Annotated in this window: 30 protein-coding genes; 16 read left to right on the top strand and 14 right to left on the bottom strand. The window is 72.7% G+C overall.

From position 1 onward, the window contains the following. Positions 1-95: 95 nt before the first annotated feature. Both GA0070616_RS16630 and GA0070616_RS16625 read right to left on the bottom strand, forming a co-directional pair. On the bottom strand, positions 96-629 hold the full coding sequence (locus GA0070616_RS16630) for a hypothetical protein (RefSeq protein ID WP_175440104.1): 534 nt from the start codon (positions 627-629) through the stop codon (positions 96-98). A 105-nt stretch (positions 630-734) separates the two neighbouring features. Beyond that, a complete protein-coding gene (locus GA0070616_RS16625; RefSeq protein WP_091083083.1) occupies positions 735-1,250 on the bottom strand; it encodes a MaoC family dehydratase in 516 nt (171 codons plus the stop codon). Between the two features lie 691 nt (positions 1,251-1,941). Between GA0070616_RS16625 and trxA the strand changes: the two genes are divergently transcribed. From trxA to GA0070616_RS16610, 3 genes are all read left to right on the top strand, one after another. Beyond that, complete coding sequence (gene trxA, locus GA0070616_RS16620; RefSeq protein WP_091083080.1) at positions 1,942-2,304, top strand: thioredoxin; 363 nt, start codon at positions 1,942-1,944, stop codon at positions 2,302-2,304. A 147-nt stretch (positions 2,305-2,451) separates the two neighbouring features. Next, positions 2,452-2,892 (top strand): hypothetical protein, encoded by a 441-nt coding sequence (locus GA0070616_RS16615; RefSeq protein ID WP_091083076.1) that lies wholly within the window; start codon positions 2,452-2,454, stop codon positions 2,890-2,892. Next, the gene (locus GA0070616_RS16610; RefSeq protein ID WP_139128929.1) at positions 2,889-3,821 is read left to right on the top strand and encodes an HTTM domain-containing protein; all 933 of its coding nucleotides are present in this window, start codon (positions 2,889-2,891) and stop codon (positions 3,819-3,821) included. The genes GA0070616_RS16615 and GA0070616_RS16610 overlap by 4 nt, the downstream gene beginning before the upstream one ends. 142 nt (positions 3,822-3,963) lie before the next feature. On the opposite strand, the gene GA0070616_RS16605 is transcribed toward GA0070616_RS16610, so the two are convergent. Further along, positions 3,964-4,368, bottom strand: a complete 405-nt coding sequence (locus GA0070616_RS16605; RefSeq protein ID WP_091083070.1) for a thiol-disulfide oxidoreductase DCC family protein — start codon at positions 4,366-4,368, stop codon at positions 3,964-3,966. Positions 4,369-4,460: 92 nt separating this feature from the next. Between GA0070616_RS16605 and GA0070616_RS16600 the strand changes: the two genes are divergently transcribed. The 3 genes from GA0070616_RS16600 to GA0070616_RS16590 all read left to right on the top strand — a co-directional run bounded on the left by GA0070616_RS16600 (position 4,461) and on the right by GA0070616_RS16590 (position 6,856). Next, complete coding sequence (locus GA0070616_RS16600) at positions 4,461-5,507, top strand: Rv2578c family radical SAM protein (RefSeq protein WP_091090945.1); 1,047 nt, start codon at positions 4,461-4,463, stop codon at positions 5,505-5,507. Positions 5,508-5,565: 58 nt separating this feature from the next. Beyond that, the gene (locus tag GA0070616_RS16595) at positions 5,566-5,973 is read left to right on the top strand and encodes a CoA-binding protein (RefSeq protein ID WP_091083067.1); all 408 of its coding nucleotides are present in this window, start codon (positions 5,566-5,568) and stop codon (positions 5,971-5,973) included. Between the two features lie 151 nt (positions 5,974-6,124). Beyond that, positions 6,125-6,856, top strand: a complete 732-nt coding sequence (locus tag GA0070616_RS16590) for a hypothetical protein (protein WP_091083063.1) — start codon at positions 6,125-6,127, stop codon at positions 6,854-6,856. Here GA0070616_RS16590 and GA0070616_RS16585 read toward each other — a convergent pair. Further along, positions 6,837-8,033 (bottom strand): acyl-CoA dehydrogenase family protein, encoded by a 1,197-nt coding sequence (locus tag GA0070616_RS16585; RefSeq protein ID WP_091083060.1) that lies wholly within the window; start codon positions 8,031-8,033, stop codon positions 6,837-6,839. The genes GA0070616_RS16590 and GA0070616_RS16585 overlap by 20 nt on opposite strands. Positions 8,034-8,186: 153 nt before the next feature. On the opposite strand from GA0070616_RS16585, the gene GA0070616_RS16580 reads away from it, so the two are divergent. Continuing rightward, complete coding sequence (locus GA0070616_RS16580; protein WP_091083056.1) at positions 8,187-8,660, top strand: DUF4190 domain-containing protein; 474 nt, start codon at positions 8,187-8,189, stop codon at positions 8,658-8,660. A 3-nt stretch (positions 8,661-8,663) separates the two neighbouring features. Here the strand turns inward: GA0070616_RS16580 and GA0070616_RS16575 are convergent, their stop codons facing one another. Further along, positions 8,664-9,503 (bottom strand): SDR family NAD(P)-dependent oxidoreductase, encoded by an 840-nt coding sequence (locus GA0070616_RS16575; protein WP_425413000.1) that lies wholly within the window; start codon positions 9,501-9,503, stop codon positions 8,664-8,666. A gap of 185 nt (positions 9,504-9,688) precedes the next feature. On the opposite strand from GA0070616_RS16575, the gene GA0070616_RS16570 reads away from it, so the two are divergent. After that, a complete protein-coding gene (locus tag GA0070616_RS16570) occupies positions 9,689-10,273 on the top strand; it encodes a DUF4190 domain-containing protein (RefSeq protein ID WP_091083049.1) in 585 nt (194 codons plus the stop codon). A 75-nt stretch (positions 10,274-10,348) separates the two neighbouring features. On the opposite strand, the gene GA0070616_RS16565 is transcribed toward GA0070616_RS16570, so the two are convergent. Next, positions 10,349-11,305 (bottom strand): HpcH/HpaI aldolase/citrate lyase family protein, encoded by a 957-nt coding sequence (locus GA0070616_RS16565; RefSeq protein ID WP_091083046.1) that lies wholly within the window; start codon positions 11,303-11,305, stop codon positions 10,349-10,351. Between the two features lie 128 nt (positions 11,306-11,433). On the opposite strand from GA0070616_RS16565, the gene GA0070616_RS16560 reads away from it, so the two are divergent. Further along, positions 11,434-12,261 carry an SDR family NAD(P)-dependent oxidoreductase gene (locus GA0070616_RS16560; RefSeq protein ID WP_091083043.1) on the top strand — a complete coding sequence of 276 codons (828 nt, stop codon included), beginning with the start codon at positions 11,434-11,436 and terminating at the stop codon, positions 12,259-12,261. A 178-nt stretch (positions 12,262-12,439) separates the two neighbouring features. Here the strand turns inward: GA0070616_RS16560 and GA0070616_RS16555 are convergent, their stop codons facing one another. Further along, complete coding sequence (locus GA0070616_RS16555; protein ID WP_245712806.1) at positions 12,440-13,678, bottom strand: ice-binding family protein; 1,239 nt, start codon at positions 13,676-13,678, stop codon at positions 12,440-12,442. Between the two features lie 216 nt (positions 13,679-13,894). After that, positions 13,895-14,854 (bottom strand): DMT family transporter, encoded by a 960-nt coding sequence (locus GA0070616_RS16550; RefSeq protein ID WP_091083040.1) that lies wholly within the window; start codon positions 14,852-14,854, stop codon positions 13,895-13,897. Between the two features lie 106 nt (positions 14,855-14,960). On the opposite strand from GA0070616_RS16550, the gene GA0070616_RS16545 reads away from it, so the two are divergent. Then, positions 14,961-15,671 carry an HAD family hydrolase gene (locus GA0070616_RS16545; protein ID WP_091083037.1) on the top strand — a complete coding sequence of 237 codons (711 nt, stop codon included), beginning with the start codon at positions 14,961-14,963 and terminating at the stop codon, positions 15,669-15,671. A gap of 33 nt (positions 15,672-15,704) precedes the next feature. Here GA0070616_RS16545 and GA0070616_RS16540 read toward each other — a convergent pair whose 3' ends face one another. Together GA0070616_RS16540 and GA0070616_RS16535 are read right to left on the bottom strand one after the other, a co-directional pair. Then, positions 15,705-16,205 carry a hypothetical protein gene (locus GA0070616_RS16540; protein ID WP_091083033.1) on the bottom strand — a complete coding sequence of 167 codons (501 nt, stop codon included), beginning with the start codon at positions 16,203-16,205 and terminating at the stop codon, positions 15,705-15,707. 12 nt (positions 16,206-16,217) lie between these two features. After that, positions 16,218-17,087 carry a PhzF family phenazine biosynthesis protein gene (locus GA0070616_RS16535; protein WP_091083028.1) on the bottom strand — a complete coding sequence of 290 codons (870 nt, stop codon included), beginning with the start codon at positions 17,085-17,087 and terminating at the stop codon, positions 16,218-16,220. A gap of 33 nt (positions 17,088-17,120) precedes the next feature. Here GA0070616_RS16535 and GA0070616_RS16530 point away from each other — a divergent pair, with 33 nt between their 5' ends. From GA0070616_RS16530 to GA0070616_RS16520, 3 genes are all read left to right on the top strand, one after another. Beyond that, entirely contained in the window at positions 17,121-18,407 is a 1,287-nt protein-coding gene (locus GA0070616_RS16530) for a magnesium transporter MgtE N-terminal domain-containing protein (protein WP_091090942.1), read from the top strand. Then, positions 18,400-19,032: a DUF1003 domain-containing protein gene (locus tag GA0070616_RS16525; RefSeq protein ID WP_091083024.1), complete on the top strand. Its 633-nt coding sequence runs from the start codon at positions 18,400-18,402 to the stop codon at positions 19,030-19,032. Before GA0070616_RS16530 ends, GA0070616_RS16525 begins: the two co-directional genes overlap by 8 nt. A 76-nt stretch (positions 19,033-19,108) precedes the next feature. Then, positions 19,109-20,257, top strand: a complete 1,149-nt coding sequence (locus GA0070616_RS16520; protein ID WP_091083020.1) for an Mrp/NBP35 family ATP-binding protein — start codon at positions 19,109-19,111, stop codon at positions 20,255-20,257. 117 nt (positions 20,258-20,374) lie between these two features. Here GA0070616_RS16520 and GA0070616_RS16515 read toward each other — a convergent pair whose 3' ends face one another. Together GA0070616_RS16515 and GA0070616_RS16510 are read right to left on the bottom strand one after the other, a co-directional pair. After that, positions 20,375-20,794 (bottom strand): twin-arginine translocase TatA/TatE family subunit, encoded by a 420-nt coding sequence (locus GA0070616_RS16515; protein WP_091083016.1) that lies wholly within the window; start codon positions 20,792-20,794, stop codon positions 20,375-20,377. A 71-nt stretch (positions 20,795-20,865) separates the two neighbouring features. Further along, on the bottom strand, positions 20,866-22,206 hold the full coding sequence (locus GA0070616_RS16510) for a S1C family serine protease (protein WP_175440271.1): 1,341 nt from the start codon (positions 22,204-22,206) through the stop codon (positions 20,866-20,868). Positions 22,207-22,523: 317 nt separating this feature from the next. On the opposite strand from GA0070616_RS16510, the gene GA0070616_RS16505 reads away from it, so the two are divergent. After that, positions 22,524-23,093, top strand: a complete 570-nt coding sequence (locus tag GA0070616_RS16505) for an O-methyltransferase (RefSeq protein WP_091090938.1) — start codon at positions 22,524-22,526, stop codon at positions 23,091-23,093. A gap of 42 nt (positions 23,094-23,135) precedes the next feature. On the opposite strand, the gene GA0070616_RS16500 is transcribed toward GA0070616_RS16505, so the two are convergent. Together GA0070616_RS16500 and GA0070616_RS16495 are read right to left on the bottom strand one after the other, a co-directional pair. Then, entirely contained in the window at positions 23,136-24,599 is a 1,464-nt protein-coding gene (locus tag GA0070616_RS16500; protein WP_091083009.1) for a leucyl aminopeptidase family protein, read from the bottom strand. A 140-nt stretch (positions 24,600-24,739) separates the two neighbouring features. Beyond that, on the bottom strand, positions 24,740-24,907 hold the full coding sequence (locus GA0070616_RS16495; protein WP_013283866.1) for a DUF3117 domain-containing protein: 168 nt from the start codon (positions 24,905-24,907) through the stop codon (positions 24,740-24,742). A gap of 190 nt (positions 24,908-25,097) precedes the next feature. Here GA0070616_RS16495 and GA0070616_RS16490 point away from each other — a divergent pair, with 190 nt between their 5' ends. Together GA0070616_RS16490 and GA0070616_RS16485 are read left to right on the top strand one after the other, a co-directional pair. After that, entirely contained in the window at positions 25,098-25,916 is an 819-nt protein-coding gene (locus tag GA0070616_RS16490; RefSeq protein ID WP_091083006.1) for a PaaX family transcriptional regulator, read from the top strand. A gap of 4 nt (positions 25,917-25,920) precedes the next feature. Continuing rightward, the gene (locus GA0070616_RS16485; protein ID WP_091083003.1) at positions 25,921-26,712 is read left to right on the top strand and encodes an enoyl-CoA hydratase-related protein; all 792 of its coding nucleotides are present in this window, start codon (positions 25,921-25,923) and stop codon (positions 26,710-26,712) included. Positions 26,713-26,716 lie beyond the last annotated feature (4 nt).

Here is a 26,716-nt window from a genome sequence, read left to right as displayed (position 1 = left end):
AAGCACGGGCGAGGGCCGGGAAGCACGGGCGAGGGCCGGGAAGCACGGGCGAGGGCCGGGAAGCACGGGCGAGGGCCGGGGAGGCCGGAGGGCGGTCAGCGCAGGCCGAGCGCGCCGCCGAGACGGTCGAGGAAGCGGCGGTCGGCCGGCGCGAGCGGCCGGTCGCAAGCCGGCGCCTCGGGTGGGCCGGCCTGGCAGACCCGGGCAGCGACCGACTGCACCCACTGCCGGTACGCCGCCGAGTCGGCGGGGTCGGCCCGCCGGTCGAGGACCCGCACGGCCGCCCGGCACGCGGCGAGCAGGTCCACCACGTCGGTGAGGCGCTCGACGCGCGGCGGGGCCCCGTCGTGTCGGGCGTAGATGGTGGCGACGACCGCCCGGACGAGATCGCTGTCGAAGCCCCGGCCGGCGGCGACCGCCTCGAGACCGGCAAGCCCGGCTGACACCCCCCGGTGGGATCGCCCCGGGGCCGGCGCGGTGGCGGCCACGACCACCCGGCCGGGCAGGCCGGTCAGCAGATCCCATTCGGCGGCGGAGTAGCGCGCGGTGGTCAGCGGTACGGCGCGGTGACCGGCAGCGGACGGCTCTCCGGCGAGGGAGTGGCTCATGGGCACCTCCGGCGCCAGCATATGCCCCGAAACCACAAAAAGGGCCCCTACCACCCGGAACCCGGGGGAAGGGGCCCAACACCGCTCGTCGGCTGGACCGTCGGGTTGCGGCGACCAGCCACCGGATCAGCGCGGCTCGGGGAAGCTCGGCCGCTCGGGGTCGACCCCCTCCGGCACGGCCGCGGCCGCGTACTCCTTCTTCGGGACCATCACCCGGCGGCGGAAGACGCAGACCATCACGCCGTCCTGGTTGTAGCCGCGGGTCTCCACCGACACCACCCCCCGGTCGGGCTTGGAGCCGGACTCCCGCTTGTCCAGCACGGTGGTCTCGCCGTAGATGGTGTCGCCGTGGAAGGTCGGAGCGACGTGCCGCAGCGACTCGACCTCCAGGTTGGCGATCGCCTTGCCGCTGACGTCGGGCACCGACATGCCGAGCAGCAACGAGTAGATGTAGTTGCCGACCACGACGTTGCGCGTGAACTGGCTCGCCGTCTCGGCGTAGTGCGCGTCCATGTGCAACGGGTGGTGGTTCATGGTGAGCAGGCAGAAGAGGTGGTCGTCGTACTCGGTGACCGTCTTGCCGGGCCAGTGCCGGTAGACCGCGCCGACCTCGAACTCCTCGTAGTAGCGGCCGAACTGCATTCGTGTCCCCTTCGACGGGCGGCGATGGAGTTCGGCACAGCATGCCTTATCGAGGGTTAAGGCTCCGGTCGGGGCGCACGGCGGGTGGAAATCTCACACCGACCGGGGAAACCGGGAGCGGACGCAATGAGCGGCGGGGCCCTCCCCGGCACCCGCCGCCCACGCTCTGATGCCCAAGATTCTGCCGTACGCACGTCCGACGTCGACAGAGACCGGGATCACATTTATCGTTTTGTAACACTACGGAGGGTGATGATCAACCAATGTTCGGGCGATCTTTCCAGCTTGCATACACCCTAGTCACTGTTCAAGTTACCGGCCCGTAGCGCACCTTCGCGCCGATCACCCTGGAAACGCTCCCATCACCCCTCGTCACGCAAATGCGTCATGCATTTGCGTGACGCAGGACGGCGGCACACCAACATGTTTCGTCACATCGACTGCCGCGACCCCGGGCACCGACGGGGATGCCGCCGAGGGTGCGGCCAGCCGTCGGCGGCACCCCGGCCGGGCGCCGCCGACGGGTTGCGGCGGGCCACCGCGCGGGGGCCACCGCCGGAGGTGCGGCGGGCCACCGCGCGGGGGCGGGGCCGACCACGGCCGGGGTTTCGGTGTCACCTGTCCGGGAATGCGACGGGGTACACCCTCGTTCCACCAGACGTAGCTGTTCCGCGTGATCGGAGAGACTTCCATGGCAACCGTTGAGCTGACCACGGCGAACTTCGATGAGGTGACCGAGAGCGACGGCATCGTGCTGCTCGACTTCTGGGCCGAGTGGTGTGGCCCCTGCAAGCGGTTCGCCCCTGTCTACGAGCGCTCGTCGGAGAAGCACTCCGACATCGTCTTCGGCAAGGTGGACACCGAGGCGCAGCAGGAACTGGGGGCCAAGTTCGACATCCGGTCCATCCCGACGATCATGGCGATCCGCGACGGCGTCATCGTCTTCTCGCAGCCGGGTGCCCTGCCGGAGTCCGCTCTGGAGAACCTCATCGAGCAGGTGCGGGCCCTGGACATGGACGACGTCCGCAAGAAGCTCGCCGACCACAAGCACTGACGCGTACCGGTGCCGATGGCCGGGCCCACCCCGGGCCCGGCCACCGGCGTGTCCGGCCGCCTCCGCCCGGCAGCGCGAGGTCCCGACGGCCACCGACCGTGATCAGGGGCGGCATCGGGGCCTCGACGTGCCGTATGTTCTCTGTTCGTGGGTGCGTTGACAGACCGCGGCCGCGCGATCCGGGTAGGGGTCACGGGGCTCGGTCTGGCTGTCCTGCTCGCCGGCACGCTCTACGGCGAGGACGACCACTTCCCGTTCGGCCCCTTCCGGATGTACTCCACCTCGGATTCGCCCGACGCGGACGCCCCCGACACCCGGGTGGAGGGAGTCGACGTCACCGGTGATCTGGTCGACCTCGGTGAGGCCGTCACCGGGATCCGCCGGGCCGAGATCGAGGGCCAGCAGGACCGCTACACGGCCGACCCCGCCCTGCTGCGCGAGGTGGCCGAGGCGTACTCCCGGAACCGACCCGACGCTCCGGCACTGGTCGAGGTCAGGATCGTGATCCGGTGGCACGACATCACCGACCGCCGGCCCACCGGACGGTGGACCGACGAGACCGTCGTGCGCTGGCAGGCCACGCCGTGAGCCGCTGGCTGACCGAGGCGGTGCCGCGGGGGCGTGTCGCCGCCTTCCGTACCCTGGTCTACCTGTTCGTCGCCGGCGACCTGGTCGTGTTCACCCCGTGGGTGCGGGCCCGGGTCGACGTGCCCGGCGACCTGTACCAGCCGCTGTTCGTCGGGCGGGTGCTACCGCTACCGACCCCCACTCCGGCGCTGGTGAGCGTGATCTTCTGGGCGTTGCTGGCGCTTGCTGCGCTCGCCGCGACCGGTCGGGCCCCCCGGCTGGCGGGCTGGGCGGTCTTCGCGCTCTACCTGGAGTGGATGATCATCGCGATGAGCTACGGGAAGGTGGACCACGACCGGTTCGCCCTGCTCGTCGCGCTGGCCGTGCTGCCCACCGCCGGCCGGGCCCGGCACGGTGATCCGACCCGCACCGAGGCCGGCGGCTGGGCGTTACGGGTCACCCAACTCGCCGTCGTCTGCACCTACTTCCTCGCCGCCTGGGCGAAGTTCCGCTTCGGCGGCCTGGACTGGGCGACCGGCTCGGTGCTCGCGAAGGCGATCATCAGGCGCGGCACCGACCTCGCCGACCTCGTCGCCCAGGTGCCCCACCTGCTGCTCGTCGCCCAGTTCGGCATCCTCGCCTTCGAACTGCTCAGCCCGCTGGTGTTCGTGCTGCCCGAGCGGTGGCGAATCGCCACGGTCGGGTTCTTCTACTCGTTCCACCTGGTCACGGTGGCCACCATCACCATCTCGTTCGCGCCGCACCTGGTCGCCATGACCAGCTTCCTGCCGCTGGAGAAGGTCCGCCCGGTGCTCCGGGCACGGCTCCTGTGGCACCGGTGGCGGGCACGTCCCGTGGGTGCCGGCCGGGTGGGTGAGGATCCCGGCCCCCCGGGCCCGCCGGCGTCGACCGGCCCGGGCATACCGGTTCGGGACCCCGCGACGCCGTAGCCGGTCGGCCCGGCCCTCGCGGATCCGCAGGACCGTAGCCGGGCTGGTCACACCGGCCCGCAGCGCCACAGCCCGAGCCGGCCCGGCCACGCCTGTGCAGTGGGACCCGGCTGGCACGGACCGGGGCCCGGTCAGCTCCCGATCAGCTCCCGGACGGGCCGTAGAGGCGTTCCCGCGTCTCCTGCGGCAGGGCACAGGCGGCCGTACCGCCGGGCAGCCGGTGCCGGTTTCGGGCCACCCACCGGTACGCGGGCCAGGCCGCGGCCCGAACCGGCCCGAAGCGCAGGCCGGCCCCGGCCGCCCGCCAGAGCGGTGCGCTGCTGCGGAGCAGGGCGGCGATGGCGTCCGGGCCGGCCGCACGCCGGCCGTCGGCTCCCACCCACTGCACCGCCTCCTCGCACTCCGCCTCGGTCAGGCCCAGCCGGTCGAGGTCGGCGAACTGCCAGGGCACCACGCGGGCTCCGGTCGGGATCCGGCGCTGGATGAACTCGGCGCAACGGGTGCAGAACGCGCAGTCGCCGTCGTAGACGAAGGTCGACGTCTCCATACCCCCATCCTGCCCCGGAGCGGACGGGCCGCCCGCAGCGGTGTCCGGCACGTCACTTGCACTCCGGTCGTACGCATGTTCGAATGATGGTCATGCGCTGGGACAACCTCGCCGCTCCCCCGGTGGAGGGCGTTCCCGACCGGGCAGCGCCAGCGACACCACCCCTGCCGCTGGCGCTGCCCGGAGCGATCGTGCGCACCTTCGACACCCCCGGTTTCGCGGGCATGACCTTCTACGAGGTGCGCGCAAAGTCGATCATCAACAGGGTGCCCGGCGCCTCGCGCGTCCCCTTCGAGTGGACGGTGAACCCGTACCGGGGATGCAGCCATGCCTGCGTCTACTGCTTCGCGCGGAACACCCACACGTTCCTCGACCTCGATGCGGGAGCGGACTTCGACCGCACGGTGATCGTCAAGGTCAACGCGGGCGAGCTGGTGCGCCGCGAGCTGGCCGCACCACGCTGGCGGGGCTCGCACGTCGCGATGGGCACCAATGTCGACTGTTACCAGCGGGCGGAGGGCCGCTATCGGCTGATGCCGCCGATCATCGAGGCGCTGCGCGACTTCGCCAACCCGTTCTCCATCCTCACCAAGGGCACCCTGATCCTGCGCGACCTGCCTCTGCTGCGGCAGGCCGCCGAGGCGACCCGGGTCAGTCTCTCGTTCTCCATCGGCTTCGTCGACGAGTCCCTGTGGCGGGCGGTCGAACCGGGCGCTCCCAGCCCTCACCGCCGGCTCGACGCCGTGCGACAGCTCGCTGACGCCGGCTTCGGCGTGGGGGTGCTGATGGCACCGATCCTGCCCGCTCTGAGCGACTCCGACTCCGCCATCGACGCCACCGTCGCGGCGGTCGCCGCCGCCGGGGCGGTGAGTGTGACCCCGCTGGCCCTGCACCTGCGCCCCGGAGCCCGCGAGTGGTATGCCCACTGGCTCGCACGGGAGCACCCGCAACTGGTGCCCCGTTACCGGGAGCTGTACCGGGCGGGTGCCTACGCGCCGCAGTCGTACCAGCGGGAGCTGACGGCGCGGGTGCGGATCGCGGCCCGGCGGCACGGACTGCACCGCGCCGACCCGAGCGACGACCGCCGACCGACCGGGGCCCCGCCGCCGACCGCCGCCGAACAACTCTCGCTCCTGTAGGGCGCGGCCGCCCGCCCGGGTGGGCCGGCGCACCCCGATCCGGGGCTAGGCTCGACGGATGCGTTCCGCCCAGCAGATCCTCGCCGACTCCGCAGTGATCGCCGTCGTGGGCGCGTCCCGCGACCCGCGCAAGGCCGCGCACAGTGTGCCGTTGCAGATGCAGCGGTACGGCTGGCGCATCATCCCGGTCAACCCGACCGCCGACGAACTGTTCGGCGAGCCGGTCTACCGCTCACTGTCCGACATTCCGCACCCGGTCGACCTGGTCGACGTGTTCCGGCCGGCCGACGACGCCGTCGAGGTGGTCCGCGAGGCGGTGGCGATCGGCGCCCCGGCGGTCTGGTTGCAGTTGGGGATCGTCTCGGCCGAGGCACGCCGGATCGCGCGGGAGGCCGGCGTCGACTACGTCGAGGACCGCTGTCTCATCGTGGAACGCGCCGCCGCCGGCCTGACCCGCCTGGCCTGACCCTGCCGGCCCTGGCCCGGCCGGCGCCGACGTGATCCGGCCGCCGCTGACGTCGCTCGTGACGCTGCGGACGCGGCCGGGGGTGCTCCGTCCTCGCTCTCAGCTCGACAGGACGCCCGACCCCTTTGGCCCCGACCCCTACGCTGCGAGCGTGTTCTCTCTGCGGACCGGTCCGCTGCCCAGGAGCGACGACGGTCTCTGGTCCCGGCGGCTGCTCGCCGCATCGGTGGCCGGCGCGGTGACGGTGGCGACCACGCTGGCGCTGCTCCGGGTGCCCCGGTTCGAGGTCGAGAGCTTCGCCTGCGTCCTCTGGCTCTTCGTCATCCTGACCGCGATGCTCCGCCGCTGGCGGCCACACCAGGACTCCCGCCTGGTCTGGCGGGAGCGGGTGGTCGGAGTGGACGGGGTGGAGCCGGGCCTGGTCGCCCGCCGCTCCCTGGCCGGCTGGATCGACCAGGTGGTCAGGGCGGCCTGGGTGGTGGCGGTGGCCCTGATCGTGACGACACTGTTGCCCACCGACCCGCCGTGGGCCCGAACGCTACGACTGGTGTTCCTGGGAGCGGCGGCGGCGGTGGCGGTCGGCGTCGCCAGCTACCGGCAGGCTCGGTTCACCGGGCTGCTGGCGTTGACCGCGAGCGGAATCCGGCACGGCGGCCGGCGCTACGACTGGTCGAACATCGACCGGGTCAGCCTGCACCGCGAGGACGGCCGGCTCAACGGCGTACGGCTGCGCCCACGGGTGTGGCGGTCGCTGGCCCCCGCGCCGGTGGTCGGCGGCCGGGACGTGGCGGTGCCGGAGGTACGCCTCGCGGCGGCGATCGAGGCGTACCGGGAACGGCCGCAGGCGCTTCGGGTAGGGCCGGTCAGAGCTTGTACTCCTTGAGCAGGCCCCGGGAGATGATCGTCTTCTGGATCTCCGAGGTGCCCTCACCGATGAGCAGGAACGGGGCCTCGCGCATCAACCGCTCGATCTCGTACTCCTTGGAGTAGCCGTAACCGCCGTGGATGCGGAACGCTTCCTGGACGACCTCGGCGCAGTACTCGGAGGCGAGCAGCTTGGCCATGCCGGCCTCGACGTCGTTGCGCTGGCCGGCGTCCTTGAGCCGGGCGGCGTTGACCATCAGGGCGTGCGCGGCCTCGATCTTCGTGCCCATCTCGGCGAGCTTGAAGGCGATCGCCTGGTGCTTCGCGAGGGGCTGGCCGAAGGTCTTCCGCTGCTGGGCGTACTGCACAGCGAGTTCGAAGGCGCGGATCGAGATTCCGCAGGCGCGGGCGGCCACGTTGACCCGGCCGACCTCGATGCCGTCCATCATCTGGTAGAAGCCCCGGCCGACCTGGTCGACGCCGCCGAGCACGGCCGAGTCGGGAACGGTGACGCCGTCGAGCACCATCTCGGTGGTCTCGACGCCCTTGTAGCCCATCTTGTCGATCCTGCCGGGGATGGTGAGGCCGGGGGCGGTCTCGCCGAAGCCGGGCTCCTTCTCCAACAGGAAGGTGCTCATGTTGCCGTAGACCGAGTCGGCCCCGGTGTCGGTCTTGACCAGGGTGGCCACCACCGAGGAGTACGCCCCGTTGGTCAGCCACATCTTCTGGCCGTTGAGGACGTAGTTGTCGCCGTCGCGGACGGCCTTCGACTTGATCGCCGAGACGTCCGAGCCGCACTCGGGTTCCGACATCGAGAAGGCGCCGCGCACCTCGCCAGTGGCCATCTTCGGCAGCAGCCGGGCCTTCTGCTCGGCGGAACCGTGCTGCGAGATCAGGTACGCGACGATGAAGTGGGTGTTGACGATTCCGGAGATCGACATCCAGCCCCGGGACAGCTCCTCCACCACCAGGGCGTAGGTCAGCAGGGACTCACCGAGGCCGCCGTACTCCTCGGCGATGGTGATGCCGAAGAGTCCCATCTCCTTCATCCCGTCAAGGATGTCGGTTGGGTACTCGTCGGCGTGCTCCAGCCGCTGGGCGTGCGGGATGATCTCCTTGTCGGCGAACTCCCGGACAGTCTCCAGGATCGACCGCTGCTCGTCGGTCAGGCCGGGCGTCTGGGCGAGTCGAGCCATCTCAGCCTCCGGGGGATCGGCACCTTACTCAAGGGTAACTAAACGCTCGGTCAGTATCGGCTGTGCGGACGACGACGCCAAGGTGACCAGTCCACACAACGGCTGTGAAAAGGTTCACCGCTGCGGGTAGCGTCCGGCAGGAGGAGGACGACCATGAGTCAGCCACCGCCGCCCCTCCCGCCGGACCCGGACCAGCCGCCCGGCCCGCAGGAGGCGCCGCCCTCGCCGTACGAACCGCCGCCGGGTTCGTGGGCGCAACCGCCATCCGACGAGCCCGGCCCGTCGGGATGGGAGCAGCAGCACGGACCCGGTCAGCAGTGGGGGCAGCAGCCGCCGTACGTGCCGCAGGTCCCCTACGGGCAGTACGGCCCGCCGTCCCCGCCGAGGCGGGGCGGCACGAACGTGCTGGCCGTACTCTCGCTGATCTTCGCCTTCGTGTTCGCGCCCGCCGGCATCGTCCTCGGCCACCTGGCGAAGCGGCAGCTGCGCACGAGCGGCGAGGACGGCGACCAGCTCGCCACGTGGGGTCTCGTCCTCGGCTATGTCGTCACCGCCCTGTACCTGCTGGTGTGCTGCGGCCTGCTGACGCTGATGTTCTGGGTGGGAGTGGACCAGAGGACCGTGTGAGGCTCAGCGGAACTGCGCCTCGCGGACGCTGTTGCCGCCGTCGACCACCAGCATCTGGCCGGTGATGTACGACGCGGCGGGCGAGCAGAGGAAAGCGATGGCCGCCGCCACCTCGTCAGGGGTGCCGGGGCGGCCCACCGGAGTGCCGAGGCCCTGCTTGATCTCGGCCATGGTCGAGGCGGCCGTGTGGATCGTCCCCGGGGCCACCGCGTTGACCGTCACCCCGTCGGCGATCATCTCCATCGCCAACGCACGGGTCAGCCCCACCACCCCGGCCTTCGCCGCCGCGTAGGCCGACTCGGTGGGCAGGGCGTTCACCGCGCCCGCGGTCGCCGCGAGGTTGACCACCCGCCCCCAGCCCCGCTCGGCCATCCCGCCGATGAACGCCCGGCTGCACAGGAACGCCGTGGTGAGGTTCCGGTCGATCTCGGCACGCCACTCCTCGTAGCTGAGCTGGGCGACCGGGCGCAGCACCTCGGGCGAGGCGCGACTGGCCAGACCGGCGTTGTTGACCAACACCTCGACGTCGCCGAGCTGCTCGGTGACCGCGTCGGCGAGCGCGCCGACCTCCGACTCGTCGGTCAGGTCGGCCACGAAACCGGTCACGCCCAGCTCACCGGCCCGCTCGTGGATCCGACGCGTGGTGGAGACGATCGCCACCCGCGCCCCCAGGTCGGCGAGTCGGCGGGCCGTCGCGTAGCCGATGCCGTCGGGGCTGCCGGCCCCGGTGACCAGCGCGACCCTGCCGTCGAGGCGCATGGTCACCGGCTCCGGCAGGGCGACGGGCTGGTCGGAGTCGGACGAGGCGGCCGGGCCGGTGGAGGCGCGGCTGCGCCGAGCCACCCCCGGACGGCTCGCGTCCCGCCTCGGCCGGCTCCCCGGACGGTCCGCCGCACGCGCGTCAATCGCCATGCCGAGATCCTGCCCAATGCCGGCGGTCCGGGCAACGCGGCACCCGGTGGACGGGCCACCGGTTTTGCTCCGGTGACTACCCTGACGGCGCACCCGCGACGCAACGGAGAGCCCCCATGACGTACCCGCCGCCGACCAACGATCCGTGGTCGGCCCCGCCCCCGAGCCCGCCGGTCGACCCGACCCTGCCGGCCAGCGGTCCGCCCGTCCCCACCCAGCCGGCGGGACCGGACTCACCCGTGCCGGCCGAGTCCCACGTGCCGGTCGAGTCACACCTGTCTGCCGACCCGTACGCGCCGGTCGACCCGTACGCCGGGGCGAAGGTCGACGGGCCCCCGCCGCCCGTCGGTTATCCCACCTCCGGTTACCCGGCTCCCGGCTACCCCGCCCCCGGTCACCCCGCCCCCGGCTACGCCCCCTACCCGGGGTACGCGCCGCCGCCGAAGACCAACGGCCTGGCCATCGCCGCCCTGGTGCTGTCCCTGGTCGGGTTCACGTCCTGCATCACCGGCCCGGTCGGCGCGATCATGGGACATGTCGCCATGCGGCAGATCCGCGAGACGGGCGAGGGCGGCGAAGGGCTGGCGAAGGCGGCCATCATCGTCGGCTGGATCGTCACCGCCCTGCTGGTCGTGTTCATCCTGTTCTACGTCGGGATCTTCCTCTTCGCCATCTCGTCCTCCTCGACGAGCAGCTACTGAGACGGCGGGTGCCGCCCCTGTGCGACGACGGCGGCCGCCCCGGCCGTGAGCGGGGGCGGCACCGACGTCCGGGCCCTACTCGGCGGGCGGGGTGAAGGTCGAGGTACGGGTCATCCCCGCGGCCCGACCCTTGGCCGCGATCACCAGCGCCATCTTGCGGGACGCCTCGTCGATCATCTCGTCACCGAGCATCACCGCGCCGAGCCTGCCGCCGGCCTCGGAGGTGTAGTAGTCGTACGCGTCGAGGATCAGTTCGGCGTGGTCGTAGTCGGCCTGCGCCGGCTGGTAGACCTCGTTGGCGGCGTCGATCTGCCCCGGGTGCAGCACCCACTTGCCGTCGAAACCCAGCGCGGCCGAACGCTTGGCCACCTCGCGGAACGCGTCCGTGTCCCGGATCTGCAGGAACGGGCCGTCGATGGCCTGCTTGTCGTGCATCCGGGCGGCCATCAGGATCCGCATCAGGATGTAGTGGTACGGATCGCCCGGATAGTCCGGGATGAGCGCGCCCACCACCAGCGACTTCATGTTGATCGAGGCCATGAAGTCGGCCGGGCCGAAGATGATGGTCTCCACCCGGGGCGAGGCGGCGGCGATGGCGTCGACGTTGACCAGGCCGGCGGCGTTCTCGATCTGCGCCTCGATGCCGATCCGGCCGACCTCCAGGCCGAGGGTCTTCTCGATCTGGGTGAGCGTCGTGTCCAGCCAGTGCACCTGGGCGGCGTTCTGCGCCTTCGGCAGCATGATGCAGTCGAGGTTGGCACCGGCACCCTCCACGACCTCGATGACGTCCCGGTACGTCCACGGGGTGGTGAGGTCGTTGACCCGGACCACCCGGGTCTTGCCGGCCCAGTCGCCTTCGTTCAGCGCGGCCACGATGTTCTTGCGGGCGTCCGGCTTGGCCAGCGGGGCGACCGCGTCCTCCAGGTCCAGGAAGACCTGGTCGGCAGGCAGCCCCTGGGCCTTGCCGAGCATCTTGACGCTGGAGCCGGGTACGGCGAGGCAGGACCGGCGGGGACGACCGACTGCGGCCATGGATGCGCTCCTTCCAGCGTCCGGCGGGCACGCCGACGCCAAACAGACGAGGTTCCGGAAACTTAACGATCCCAAAGGGCGTGGTGACGCCACGGTAACCTCGTGCCGTGACCGGGGTGAATGGACCTGTGGAAGATCTCACTGGGCGTCGACTCGTGGTGGTGACCGGAGCCAGCTCCGGCATCGGCCTGGCCGCCGCCGTGGACCTGGCGTACCGCGGTGACCAGGTGGTACTCGTCGGTCGCGACCCCGCCCGGTTGCAGGCGGCAGCCGAACAGGTGCGGGAGGTCTCCGGGGAGCGCCCCGAACTGTTCCGCGCCGACTTCGCTGCCCTCGACGACGTACGCGGCCTGGCCGAGCGGCTTCGGACCGCGTACGACCGGATCGACGTGCTGGTCAACAACGCCGGCGCGATCGTGCTCCAGCCGCTCACCACGGTCGACGGGTTCGAGCTGTCGATCCAGGCCAACCATTTGGCCCCGTTCCTGCTCAGCAACCTGCTCGCCGACCGGGTCGGCCGGCTGGTGGTCACCGCCTCGGGTGCCCACCGCAGCGGGCGCCTCGACCCGGACGACCTGAACGCCCCGCTGCGCCGCTACCGCCCGATGAGCGCGTACGGCACCAGCAAGCAGGCGAACATCCTGTTCACCGCCGAGGCGGCCCGACGCTGGCCGGACGTGGGCGCGTACTGCTTCCACCCGGGCGTGGTGCGGACCCGGTTCGGCAGCGACAGCCGACTGGTGGAGTGGGGCATGCGGATGCTGCCGCTGCTGCGTAGCCCCGAGAAGGGCGCCGAGACGCTGGTCTGGCTCGCGCACCAGGACCGGTCCCGACTCACCGACGGTGGCTACTACCACGATCGCCGGCTGCGCCGACCGCTGCGCAGGGCGGCCGATCCCCAGCTCGCCGCCCGCCTCTGGGCGGCCAGCGCGAAGGCCGTCGGTCTTCCCGGCTGATCCGGCAGGACCGCGTCCGGGGGCGGCGGGCGGCGGGCGGCGGGCGGCGCTGCGATACTCCCCGCCGTGACCGACACGTCGCCCCCACCACCCGGGTGCTGGAGGTGCGGGAGGTCTGACCGGGTCACACCCGGTGCGGACCCCGGTGGCCGGTGACCGGCCACCGGGGTCCATCCGGTCAGGACTGCGATGTCCTGCGGCGGTAGAGGAGCAGCAGGGCGGCACCGGTGGCGACGGCGGTCCCGCCGATGCCGGTGAGTACGGTCAGCGTGCCGCTGCCGCTACCACCAGTGACCGGGAGTTCCGTGCGGGTGGCGGTCGGGCGCGCGGTGGGCGCTCGCGTGGGCTGGCCGGTCGGAGCGCCCGTCAGCGTGGCCGTGGGCGTCACGGTCGCCGTGGCCGTGGCCGTGGGCGTGACCGTGGGCGTCACCGTGGCCGTGGGCGTCACCGTCGGGGTGACCGTCGGGGTGACCGTGGGCGTCACGGTCGGGGTGACCGTGGGCGTCACCGTCGGAGTCACCGTCGGCGTGGCCGTGGGCGTCACCGTCGGGGTCACCGTGGGCGTCACGGTCGGAGTTGCCGTGGGGGTGACCGTGGGCGTCACGGTCGGCGTGGCCGTGGGGGTGACCGTGGGCGTCACGGTCGGCGTGGCCGTGGGGGTGACCGTGGGCGTCACCGTCGGAGTTGCCGTGGGGGTGGCGGTGGGCGTCGCCGTGGGGGTGCCGGTTGGTTGGATGCAGAGGGGGGTGGTGATGGTGTTGGTGTCGAGGGTGACGGCGCCGGTTCGGGCCAGGGCGCGGCCTTGCAGGGTGGCGCCGGTGTTGATGGTGATCGAGGTCTGCGCCAGGATGTTGCCCACGAACTGGGTGCCGGTGCCGATCGTGGCCGAGCTGCCGATCTGCCAGTAGACGTTGCAGGCGGAGACGCCGTTGATGAACACCACGCTGCTGTTCGAGGCGGTGGTGAGCGTGGAGTCGATCTGGAAGATGAACACCGCCGCCGGGTTGTTCTGGCTGTCGAGGGTCAGCGTGCCGGTCAGTTGCGCGGCACCGATCCGGTAGACGCCGGGTGTCAGCGTCAGACCACCGAGCTCCGCGGGAAGGTTGGTGAACGGGGTACGCCCGGCGGCGTCGTTGTAGGCGGTGGTCAGGTCATCCTTGGCCTGCAGGGCCACAGCATCACCGAGATGGACCTCACCGGCGACGATGCCCGGTGGAAAGCCCGTCGCCGTGTTACCCGGATGGACACCGAGATCCTGGGCCAGGAAACTCGGCCCGGTGTTGGTGACGGTGGATCCGGCCAACACAGAGAAGTTCGCCGCCGTGCCCAGACCGACCGGCGCCGGCTGAGCACTGGCACCGGTCGCACTGAAGATCAGTGTAGCGACGCCCACGCCGGCGGCGACGATGGCCGTCATGGCCGACAGCGTGAGGCCCCGACGGCGGCGGATCAGAGAAACTGGCATGATCTTGGCCCTCTCATGGCGCGTTCCCGGCAGTCGCTGCCACGACACCGACGACCTCCGCACCGGACTGCAAACAGGTGCAGAATGACCTTTACATGCCAATCGCCGCAATAGGGACTAAACACCGCAATCATCCATCCACCGAGGCGGCGGTCGGGCCGCCGCGAATCAGTCGGGCAACGGAGCGGCGTCGGCCGGCGCGGCGGTGGTGACCGACGCGCGACGGGCGGCGCGGGCCCCGGCGAGCACCACCACGGCCACCCCCACCAGCAGCAGTCCCAGCCCGGGCAATGTCACCGGGCTGGGCAACTGCCCCAACCAGGCCCAGCCGATCAGGGCCGCACCCGGAGCCTCCAGCAGGATCAGCACGCTGACCGTGGTGGCCGAGATCCGGCGCAGCGCGTAGTTGAACATCGAGTGGCCGAGCAGTTGGGCACCGGCCACCAGGGCCAGGATCGCCAGCCACGTGCCACCGTCGAAGCCGGTCAGTCGGACCCCGCCGATCAGGCAGACGACCAGCAGGATCAGCGCGCACACCCCGTAGCAGATGGTGGTGTAGGTGGTGGTGCTGACGGTGGCCCGCGCCCGCTCGCCCAGGGCGGTGTAGACGGCCGCGAACATCCCGCCCACCACGGCCAGCAGGTCACCGGCGAAGGCCCGCCCCGAGACCGTGAAGTCGGCCCCGGTGGCCAGCACCGCCCCGGCCACGGCCACCCCGACGCCGGCCCACACCCCGAGCGGCAGGCGACGACCCTGTGCACGGGCGATGAGCCCCTGCCAGACGGGCTGGGTGGCGACCAGAGCGGTCGCGGCGGCCACCGAGGTGAGCTTCGCGCTCGGCATCCAGGTGGCGAAGTGGGCGGCCAGGGCCACCCCGGAGAGTACGCAGTACCAGCCCTCCCGGCGGCCCAGGCCCACCGTCAACGACCGGAACTCGGCCCGCCGCCGGACCAGGGACACCGGCCCCAGCACCGCGACCGACAGCAGGTTGCGCCAGAAGGCCACGGCGAGCGCCGGAGCCGCCGCGAAGGCGATCAGCGGGGCCGACGACGACACGGCGACCACCGCCAGGGCGAGCGCCCCGGTGGTCAGCGGGTCGAGCTGCGGGCGGTGCGCATCGAGGGACACGGAGAGCAATCCTCACACGACACCGAGCGGAGCAACGCATCAACGGTCCGTTACGATCATGCTCGTCCGCGCCGGCGACCCTCACCCGCCCCGGAGGCGCTCCTTCATGCCCACCTTCCGGGCGGTGCTGTTCGATTTCTTCGGCACGCTGACCCGCGCCGTCCAGCGTGGCGCAGCCCACCACGAGACCGCCGCCCTGCTCGGCTGCCCCGTCGACCGGCTCGTGAAGGTGCTGGACCGCACCTTCTACCGCCGCGCCACGGGCCGCCTCGGCTCGGCCGAAGCCACCCTGCGCTGGGTGTGCCGGCAGGTCGGCGTACACCCGTCGAAGGCCGCGGTGCGCGCGGCGGTGGCGTCCCGGCAGCGCGCGATCCGCGCCGACACGCGGCTGCGCGCCGACGCCGTGCCGACGCTGGCCGCGCTGCGCGGGCGTGGGTTGCGTACCGCCGTGGTCAGCGACTGCACCCACGAGCTGCCGGCGTTCCTGCCGGACCTGCCCGTGGCCCCGCTGCTCGACGCGCGGGTCTTCTCCGTCCAGGTGGGACGCTGCAAACCGCACGCCGCGCTCTACCTGGCCGCTTGCCGACGGCTGGGGCTCGCGCCGCAGGACTGCCTCTACGTCGGCGACGGCGGCAGTCAGGAACTGACCGGCGCCGAACGGACCGGGATGACCGCCGTCCGGCTCGCCGCGCCCGACCTCGCGGGGCATCTGGTGTTCAACGCCGACCTGGCCTGGCGCGGGCCGGCGCTCCGCTCCCTGACGGAGGTGCTCGATCTGGTGGACCCGGCGGCGAGGCCGGTGGGCACCGCACGATGACCGCGGACCCGTCGGGTTGCTGCGGGCGGGCCCTCAGCGGCGACGGACCCGGTGCAGGCGGAACGGTCTGCGGGTGACCCGGACGGCGGGCGACTCGCGGGGCGGCTCCGCGAGGGAGTCGTGCGGCAGATCCGCCCCGGCGGCGGGCTCCCCGGCCGGGGTGAGCCGAACCAGGGCACAGCCGTCGGCGGCCCACCGGGCGACGAGATCGGCGGTCGGGCCCGACGCGTTGAGGCGCTTCGCCCCGACCAGCGGCGCGACCGTCTCCCACTCCTGCGTGCCGGGGGCGATCCGCGCCACCTCGGCCGGCCAGGTCACCACCCGCCCGCCGTGGTCACCGCGCAGCGTCACCCGCGCCGTCGCGGCGTCGGCCAACCCCGGTGCCGACTGCTCCCCCGGGCCGCAGACCACCAGGAGGGCGCCCTCCAGCGGCACGCACCACAGCGCACGCGCCGGACCGCCGCCGACGGCCACCCACGCCACGGCGGCCTTCTTCGCCGCCTCGTCCACCAGGAACCTGCTCGCGTCGGTCACCGGACCATCCTCTCAGCCGACGAACGGTGGAGCGATGATCTCGCCCCGGGCGACCGGCACGACCTGACCGGCGACGGTCGCGCCGACCGCCGCCCCGTCGGCCGACGTGACCGTGCAGGCCAGGGCGGACGGCCGGCCCATCTCCACACCCTGGCGCACGGCGTACGACGAGCGCCCCTCGCCGGGCAGCAGCCCGCTGGCCACGAGCCACACGCCCAGGCCCAGCGCCGCGGAGCCGGTGGCCGGGTCCTCGGGAACCCCGAGGCCCGGAACGAAGACCCGGGCGTGCGCGGTTTGCGCGGCGGCGTCCCAGGAGAAGACGCTGACGTGCGCAATTCCGTACCGAACCGCCGCGACCGGGTTGACCCGTGCCCGCGCCACCGCGCTCGGGTGCACCGGCAGGTAGGGGAACTCCAGCCCGCAGCCGGCCACCCTGGGCGGCGGCCCGGCGTGGTCGTCGGCGGTCAGCCCGGCCAGTTCCAGCAACGGCTCCGGGTCGAGTTCGGGGCCGAGGGTGGGGGTGCCGCCGGTGAGCGTCGCTCCCGTGCCGGTCACCTCGATCGGCAGCACCCCGGCGCCGCACTCCTGGGTGACCGGACCGGCGGGGAACATCCCGCGCCGGCTGGCGGTCACCGCCGCGCCGACGCTGGGGTGCCCGGCGAAGGGCAGTTCCTCGACCGGGGTGAAGATCCGCGCCCGGTAGGTGGCGCCGACCTGGGTGGGCGGCAGCACGAACACCGTCTCGGAGAGGTTGAACTCCAGCGCCAGCGCCTGCATCTGGCCGGTGGCCAGGCCCTCGGCACCGAACACCACCGCCAGCGGGTTGCCGGCGAACGGGCGGTCGGTGAAGACGTCCACGATCTCGTAGGACAAGGTCGACATGGTGACAAACACTAGGCCCTTAGGCTGGTGCCCGTGAGTACGCCGACCCGGGTCTACATCGCCCGTCTCGCCGGAGTCGCCGTCTTCGACCCCAACGGTGACCTGGTGGGGCGGGTCCGTGACGCAGTGGCACGGCTGCGGCCGACCCAGCGCCCCCCGGAGGTGGTGGGACTGGTCGCGGAGATGCCCATGCGCCGGCGGATCTTCCTGTCGATCAACCGGATCACCACGATCGACGCCGACGCGGTGGTGCTCGGCAGTGGCACGCTCAACCTGCGCCGCTTCGAGAAGCGCCCGAACGAGCTGCTGGTGCTCCAGGAACTGCTGGACCGCCGGGTGCAGATCGCGCCGGGCGGGCAGGCCGGGTCGGTGGTGGACGTGGCCATGGAGGCCAGCCGGGGCGGTGAGTGGTCGCTGAGCCGGGTCGCGGTCCGCGAGCAGACCGGTCGGCTCACCCGCCGCGGCCACCTGCACCAGGTCGAATGGGACCAGGTCCGCGGGCTCAGCGGCATCGCCGACGCCCGGGGTACGGCGAACCTGCTCGCGGTGTTGGAGGACATGCGCCCCGCCGACCTGGCCAACGCGTTGCAGGATCTGCCCGACGCCCGGCGTAACGAGATCGCGGCGGCGCTGGACAACGTGCGGCTGGCCGACGTGCTCAGCGAGCTGCCGGAGCACGACCAGGTGGAGATCCTCGCCGCGCTGGACCGGGAGCGGGCCGCCGACGTGCTGGAGGAGATGGACCCGGACGACGCCGCGGACCTGCTCAACGAGTTGCCGCCGCCGGAGCAGGACGTGCTGCTGGACCTGATGGAGCCGGACGAGGCCGACCCGGTACGCCAGTTGCTGAAGTACACGCCCGGCACGGCGGGCAGCGTGATGACCTCCGAGCCGGTGATCCTGCCGCCGGACGCGACGGTGGCGGAGGCGTTGGCGCGTATCCGGGAGGCGCAGCTGTCCCCCGCCGTGGCCGCGCAGGTGTTCGTCACCCGCGCCCCGTTGACCACTCCGACGGGCCGCTACCTGGGCATGGTGCACTTCCAGCGGTTGCTGCGGGAACCCCCGGCGGATCTGCTCGGCGGGGTGGTGGTCAACGACATCGACCCGCTGCACCCGACCACCCCGCTACCGGAGATCACCCGCCGGATGGCCACGTACGACCTGGTGGCGATGCCGGTCATCGACCGGAACAACCGCCTGGTGGGCGCGGTGACCGTGGACGACGTGCTCGACCACTCCCTGCCCCGCGACTGGCGGGACCGGGACGCCGGGCCTCTCCCGGCCTCCGCCGACGCGTTGCTGGACGGCGCGGATGGCTGACCAGCGGCGTGCCGACCAGCGGCGGAGTGAACGGCTCGACCAGCCACGTGAGCCTCGGCGACTGAAGCTGCCCCGGTTCGACCCGGAGGCGTTCGGGCGCTGGTCGGAGGGGATCGCCCGGGGCATGGGGACGGCGAACTTCATCGTCTACATGACGGTGGTGATCGCGGCCTGGTTCCTCTGGAACACCCTGGCCCCGGCGAGCCTGCGCTTCGACCCGTACACCTTCACCTTCCTCACCCTGGTGTTGTCGTTGCAGGCCTCGTACGCGGCCCCGCTGATCCTGCTGGCGCAGAACCGGCAGACGGACCGGGACCGGGTGGCGTTGGAGGAGGACCGGCGGCGGGCGACCATGCAGAAGGCGGACACCGAGTACCTGGCCCGGGAGGTCGCCGCGCTGCGGATCGCGCTCGGCGAGGTGGCCACCCGGGACTTCCTGCGCTCGGAGCTGGCGCGGCTGGCCGAGGAGATGGACGAGGCGGCTACCCGGCGGCAGCGGCTGGAACGCCGGCACCAGACGCGCGGCCCCCGCCGGACCGGCGCGGAAGGGTTGGACGAACCCCGCGACGAGCTGGACGGCGATCATCCCCGCGAATCCGGTTCGTCCCGGTCGTCGGAGGGCTGATCGTCGCCCATCGAATCGCTCACACCCGACCCCGCTGCCGGCGGGGACCGGGCTGGACCGACGTAGCATTGCGGGCATGTCAGCACCCGTCAGCACCGTCAACGACGCGATCCAGGCCGCCCTGGCCACCGTCAACGACCCGGAGATCCGCCGGCCCATCACCGAGCTGGGCATGGTGCGTTCCGCGGAGCTCGGCGACGACGGCGTGGTTCGGGTGGAGCTGCTGCTCACCGTGGCCGGCTGCCCTCTGAAGGACAAGCTGCGCAGCGACATCACGGCCGCCCTGGGCACGGTGGCCGGGGTCACCGGCGTGGAGATCGAGTTCGGGGTGATGAGCCCCGAACAGCGCCAGGGACTCCAGGCGAAGCTGCGCGGCGGCACCGCGACCGAGGAGCCGGTCATCCCGTTCGCCCAGCCCGGCTCACGCACCCGCGTGTACGCCGTGGCCAGCGGCAAGGGTGGCGTCGGCAAGTCCAGTGTGACGGTCAACCTGGCCGCCGCGCTGGCCGCCCGCGGGCTCGCCGTCGGCGTGGTCGACGCCGACATCTACGGCCACTCGGTGCCCCGGATGCTCGGCGCCGACGGCCGTCCCACCCGCGTCGAGGACATGATCATGCCGCCGCAGGCACACGGCGTGAAGGTCATCTCGATCGGCATGTTCACCGCCGGCAACGCCGCCGTGGTCTGGCGTGGCCCGATGCTGCACCGCGCGTTGCAGCAGTTCCTCGCCGACGTCTACTGGGGCGATCTGGACGTGCTGCTGCTGGATCTTCCCCCGGGCACCGGTGACGTGGCGATCTCGCTGGCCCAGTTGCTGCCCAACGCCGAGATCCTGGTGGTCACCACGCCGCAGGCCGCCGCCGCCGAGGTGGCCGAGCGGGCCGGCGCGATCGCCCTGCAGACCCACCAGCGGGTCGTCGGGGTGATCGAGAACATGTCCTGGCTGGAACTGCCGGACGGTTCGCGGATGGAGGTCTTCGGCTCGGGGGGCGGCCAGACGGTCGCCGACTCGCTGACCCAGACCATCGGCGCGCAGGTGCCGCTGCTGGGTCAGGTGCCGCTGGACACCCGGGTCCGGGAGGCCGGCGACGAGGGCAACCCGATCGTGCTGGCCGAGCCGGATTCCCCGGCCGCGCGGGCGCTGGGTCAGGTCGCCGACCGTCTCGCCGTACGCCGCGAGTCGCTGCTCGGCAAGCCGCTGGGCCTCAAGCCGGCCGGCCGCTGACGCCCGCCGTCCCGGTCTCACCTCGCCGTACCCGGCCGGTTGCACCTCGACACACGGAGAACCGCGGTGTCCTGAGCCAGGGACACCGCGGTTTTCGGTAGGTCGGGTCGGCTTTGCTCAGGTGGCGTCGTCGTAGCTGGCGACGCGTTGGGCCGGGGCCGTCCCGGACGTGGCGGCCGGACGACCGGCGGTGCCCCGCGGGTCGGCGGCGACGGCCACGTCCTTCAGCTCGTCGTGCACCCCGGTCACGTCGGACCGCAGATCGTCGTAGACACCCTGCAACGGCTTCCGGATCGCCTGCTCCTCCTCCTCGCTGAGCAGGTGCTTGCGGATGAACGCCTTCGGGTGCAGGTCCTCCAACTGGATGTCGGTGCCGAGTTCCCTGCTGAGGTCCGTGGTGGCGCTACGGGCCATGTTGCGCAGATTGCGGACCAGACGCATGCCGTCGCCGATCACCTTCGGCAGCCGGTCACCGAAGATCAGGAGCGCCAGGAGCAGCAGCCCCACGAACTCCCACATGTTCAGGTTCTCCAGCACCGCGTGCCTCCTCCTCGGGCTCCCGCGCCAAGACTACGCACGTCACGGACCCGTACGGGAGGGGTGCGGCCCTACTTCGCGTCCGCGGCGAGGGTCACCGAGGCGTTCTGCCTGGTGGACCCCCGCCGGTACTCCACGGTCACCACCGACCCCGGTGCGTACTTGCGCACCAGGGCGATCAGGTCGGTGGGCTCGGTCATCGGCCGCCCGTCGAGTTTGAGGATCACGTCACCGGCCTTCAGCCCGGCACCGGCCGCCGGCCCGGAGGGCTCCACCGCCGCCAGCCGTACGCCCGCGCCGCCGGCCGCCGAGCCCGGCCCGCCGACCTGGGCGCCGATCACCGTACGCCGGGCCTTGCCGGTGCCGATGATGTCCTGGGTGATCCGCTTCGCCTGGTTGATCGGGATGGCGAAGGCGAGGCCGATGTTGCCGGCCTCCTGACCGTCGGCGACCAGCGACTTGATGGTCGAGTTGACACCGACCACCCGTCCGGCCGCGTCGACCAGGGGGCCACCGGAGTTGCCGTGGTTGACCGCCGCGTCCGTCTGGATCGCCGCGTAGTAGCGCACCGGGCCGCCCGGCTCGCCCGCCTGCATGGTGCGGTCCAGGGCGCTGACGATGCCCGCGGTGACCGTGTTGGCCAGCGACAGGGGCGAGCCGATGGCCAGCACCGGGTCGCCGACGGCCAGCGAGTCCGAGTTGCCGAACTCCACCGGCCGCAGACCCGTGCGGGCCACCTTGATGACCGCGATGTCCGACTCCGGGTCCTGTCCCACCACGGTCGCCGCGGCGGTGCTGCCGTCGTTGAAGATCACTGACGCCTTGCCGCTGCCCCCGGCCACCACGTGGTCGTTGGTGATCACGTGACCGTCGGCGCTGGCGATGAAGCCCGACCCCTCGCTCGTGCCACCGAGGCTCGCCACCCGCACGGTCACCACGCTGGGCAGCACCCGCTGGGCGACCCCGGCCAGCGACTCGGGCGGCCGTTGGGCCAGCCCCGGCGGGTCGACGGGGCCGGCACCCAGGACGGGGCCGGTGGCCGCGCCGCCGCGCACCGCGAAGGCGTACCCGAGCGCGCCGCCCAGGGAGCCGGCGAGCAGCGCGATGATCAGGGGGACGAGCAGCACCTGCCGCAGGGACGGCCGGCCGGGGGCGTCGGGGTCGGTCACCGGTTCCGGTTGCGCCCCGGGAACCGGGGCGGCGGGCACCACCACCGCCGCCGGGGCGGCCGGGTCGCGCCACGGGTCGGCCAGCGCGTCGGACCACCAGGGCGACGCCGAACCGTACGCGGTGCCGTGCGGTGCCGTCGGTGAACTCGCCGACGGGCTCCCCGGCCCCGGCTGCCCCGCCGAGGCCGGTGTCCCACCGGGCCGGCGCCAGTCCCAGCCGTCGGTCACGTCGGTGCCTCCCAGTCCGTCCCCGGATCCCGCCCGCGCGCCGGGGCGAGGGGCCGCCCGGCGGCAGCCGGCGGGATACCGCTTCCAGGATTGCACGGATGTGCCGCAGGGGGTCACCGCTTGCCTCCGTGATCGCACGGGGGGACGCGCGGCGATCGCACGGGGGAACGCGCGGCTGCGCCCGAACGGGGTCGCCTCTAGGCTCACAGTGCCCATCGCCCCGCACCACTCGCGCCGCCCGGAGGTGTCCCATCGCCACGGTCGCCGGTTCCGGCCCCTCGACGACCCCGGCCCAGCACTTCGCCGAGTCGTACGTCACCGAGGACCTCGTCCTGCGGACCGCCCGCAGCCTCGCCCGCGAGGTCGGCCTCGACGCGGTCACGCCCGGTGCCGGTGCGGCGCTGCGTCTGCTCGCCGCCGCCGGCAGCGCCCGGGCGGTGGTGGAGATCGGCACCGGCACCGGGGTCAGTGGCGTGTGGCTGCTGCGCGGCATGCGGGCCGACGGGGTGCTCACCACCATCGACGTCGAGGTGGAGCACCAGCGGATCGCCCGCCGGATCTTCGCTGAGGCCGGCTTCGCCACCGGTCGCACCAGGATCATCACCGGCCGTGCGCTCGACGTGCTGCCCCGGCTCGCCGACGGGGCTTACGACCTGGTCTTCGTCGACGCGGAGGCGACGGGCTTCCACGCCTGTGTCGACGCCGCCCAGCGGTTGCTGCGCCCCGGCGGGGTGTTGGCGCTCAACGGCGCCCTCGCGGGCGGGCGGATCGCCGACCCGGCGGCCCGCGACGTGGAGACGGTGACCGTCCGGGAGACGGTGAAGGCGATCCGGGAGTCGGAGCACTGGGTGCCGGCGCTGCTGCCCGTCGGGCACGGGCTGCTCGCCGCCGTCAAGTGCTGAACCCCGGGCCGAGGTCCGCCGGGGCGGACCTCGGCCCGCCGGTCAGGCCAGCGTCGCCAGCCAGCGCAGCAGCCCGCGTACGCCCCAGCCGGTGGCGCCCCGGGTCAGCTCCGCGTCGGCGGCCTCCGCCCAGGAGGGGGCGGACATGTCCACGTGCAGCCAGCGGTCCCGCAGCTCACCGGTGAACTCGCGCAGGTAGAGAGCGGCCAGCACGGAGCCGGCCCCCTGGGTCGGGGCGCTGTGCAGGTCGGCGAGGTCGCTGCCGAGGTACTCGACGTAGTCGGCGGGCAGCGGCATCCGCCACGCGGACTCACCGGCCGCCGCGACCGCAGCCAGCATGTCGGCGGCGAGCTGGTCGTTCTCGCTGTACAGGGCACCGGTGCGTTTGCCGAGCGCGACGGCGTTGGCACCGGTCAGCGTGGCCAGGTCGACCAGCAGGTCGGGCTTGAGTTCCTGGACGGCGTACGCCAGCGCGTCGGCGAGCACCAGCCGGCCCTCGGCGTCGGAGTTGGTGGTCTCGCTGGTCAGTCCGCCGAAGTGCCGGACGACGTCGCCGGGGCGGAACGCCGACCCGCTGACCATGTTCTCCGCCAACGGGGCGAGGGTGGTGACCCGGACCGGCAGGCGCAGTGCCGCCGCGCCCAGGGTGGCCGCGACCACGGCCGCGGCGCCGGCCATGTCCTTGCGCATCAGCGTCATGGCCTGCACGGGCTTGATCGAGATGCCGCCGGTGTCGAAGGTGATCCCCTTGCCGACCAGCACCACGTGGGTCCGGGCGTCGGCCGGCCGCCAGTCCAGCTCGACCAGGCGCGGCCCGCTGGCGGAGCCGCCGCCGACGGCGAGGATTCCGCCGAAGCCCTCGGCGGCGAGCTGCTCGGGTTCGCGTACCCGAAGGTGCAGGTCCGCCACCCCGGCGGCGGCGGTGGCGACCTGACCGGCGAACCACTGCGGGTTCTTCGTGGAGGAGGGGGTGTTGGTGAGGTCCCGCGCCAGCCGGGTCATCTCGGCGGTGGTGCGGGCCGACCGCAGGGCCCCGGCGTACGCGTCCGGGTCGGCGACCAGCACGTCCACCCCGGCCAACGCGGGGGCGTCGTCGGCGGCGTCGGTCAGCCGGAACCGGTACGAGCCGAGGAGCAGGCCCTCGACCAGCCCGCGCACGGCCGCACCGGACACCCCGGCGGGCAGGGAGAGGGTGACATATGTCTCACGTTCGGCTGCCCGGGCCAGCGCCGCCCCGGCCGCCCGCCAGCCCGCCTCGTCCCCTTCCCCGACCCCGAGCAGCAGCAGCCGCTCGGGGGTCCGGCCTGGGCGCAGCTGCATCCGGGTCTCCCCCGCCCGGCCGGTCAGCCGGGCCAGCGGAACGAGCGCAGCCGCCTCCTCGGCGACCCCGTCGGGCAGGGCGACGCCCGCCGGCACGGGTTCGGCCGACGAGTCGGCAACCGACCGGACGGGCAGGGCGATGACGTCGAGCCGCTCCGGCTCGGCGGTCAGACGGATGGCGAGCACGCGGGGCCGTACCTCCCGGGAAAGGTCGCGGGTGCGGTGCCCGCGAGAGGGTGAAGGCCCCTGAGCCACCGGCGGGCCGGTGGCTCAGGGTCCGATGAACTGTCCGCCGAGGTGAGCTGATCGGCGGAGGCGCTTCTTCGTCAGCCGGCGGCTGCCTTCAGCGCGTCACCGAGTGCGGTCGCCTCGTCGGGAGTCATCTCGACGACGAGCCGGCCACCGCCCTCCAGCGGGACCCGCATGACGATGCCCCGGCCCTCCTTGGTGACTTCCAGCGGACCGTCGCCCGTCCGCGGCTTCATCGCCGCCATGTTGTCTCCCCTCAGACCTACACCAGGGTGAGTGGGTTGCCCCACAGCCACTTCGTCACGACCCACCCGCAACCTCGCGGGACTGTCGACTGACGATTTTCCCTGATGAACACCGCCGGACCCAAACCGGAGCAGCATTGATGTAACAGCAGCTAGCTTATCTTGGAAAGGCCTGTCACAATGTGCGGTCATGCAGGCACGGTCGGCACTCTTCGACCTGTACGGCGACCACCTCCGACCGCGGGGTGGCCGGGCACCGGTCGCCGCCCTGGTCAAGCTGCTGGCGCCGCTCGGGATAGCCCCGCCCGCCGTGCGGACGGCGGTCTCCCGGATGGTGCGTCAGGGCTGGCTCGAACCCCTCAGACTCGCCTCCGGGCCGGGTTACTCGATCACGCCGAGGGCGGCCCGCCGGCTGGACGAGGCGGCGGCCCGCATCTACCGGACCGGCCGGGTCACCTGGGACGGCCGGTTCGACCTGCTGGTGCTCGACGGGCCCGCGTCCCGCCGGGAGCGCCAGCGGCTCGCCGCCAACCTGACCTTCCTCGGCTACGGCACGCTCGACGAGCAGACCTGGGTGGCCACCCGACCGGCCGAGGACGTCGACCTGCTCCTCACCGAGGCGGGCGTGCGGTTCGAGCGGTTCAGTGCCGCCCACGCCGCCGGCACCCCCGGTGCGATGGGCCTGGTCCGGCGCGCCTGGGACCTGGCCGAGATCGGCCGGGCGTACGAGCAGTTCGTCGCCGAGCAGCGACCCCTGCTGGCTTCGATCACCGTACGCAGCAACGACGAGGACGCGTACGCCGCCCGGTTCCGGCTGGTGCACGCGTGGCGTACGTTCCTGTTCCGGGATCCGCAGCTGCCTCCGGCACTGCTGCCCGAACGCTGGCCGGGCACGGCCGCGGCCAGCTTCTTCGACCGGCACGCGGCCCGGCTGCGGCCGGCCGCCGACCGTTACGTCGAGCAGTGCCTCGACGGTGGCAACCGCCACACCCGAGAGAAGGGTCGTTAGAGACGTGACCGAGCCGCTGCTCGTCGACCGCACCGACGCCGTCGTCACCCTGACGCTGAACCGCCCGACGGCGATGAACGCGCTCGACGTGGCACTCAAGGAGGCGCTGCGGGACACCCTCGCCGAGCTGGAGGCCGACCGCTCCTGCCGGGCGGTGGTGCTCGCCGGGGCGGGCGGCTCCTTCTGCGCGGGCCAGGACCTGCGCGAGCACGTGCAGACCCTGGAATCCACCACCGGCAACCCGCTGGACACCGTCGGAGCCCACTACAACCCGATCGCCGCCCGGCTGGCGAACCTGCCGAAGCCCGTCGTGGCGGCGGTGCGGGGGATGGCCGCCGGGGCCGGCGCCTCGCTGGCCTTCCTCGCCGACATCCGGATCGGCGGCCCGTCGACCAGCTTCCTGATGGCCTTCGCCAGGGTCGGCCTCGCCGCCGACACCGGGGCGTCGTGGACGCTGCCCCGGCTGGTCGGTCACGCCAAGGCCATCGAGCTGCTGATGCTGGCCGAGCCGGTGCGCGCCGAGGAGGCGTGCAGCCTGGGCCTGCTCAACCGGGTGGTGGACGGCGACGAGCAGGTGCTCCCGGCCGCCCAGGAACTGGCCGCCCGGCTGGCCGCCGGCCCCACCGTGGCGTACGGGGCGATCAAGCGGCAGTTGTCCGTCGCCGACGCGGGCACCCTCGACGATGCGCTCGCCGCCGAGGCGCAGGCGCAGGCCATCTGCGGTGCCACCGCCGACCACCGAGCGGCCACCATGGCCTTCGTCGGCAAGCGGCAGCCCACCTTCGAAGGCCGCTGAGTCG

This window comes from Micromonospora nigra (genome assembly GCF_900091585.1).
GTDB lineage: Bacteria > Actinomycetota > Actinomycetes > Mycobacteriales > Micromonosporaceae > Micromonospora > Micromonospora nigra.
Note: the sequence above shows the minus strand (reverse complement) of the source record. Positions and strands in the feature narration are given on the sequence as shown.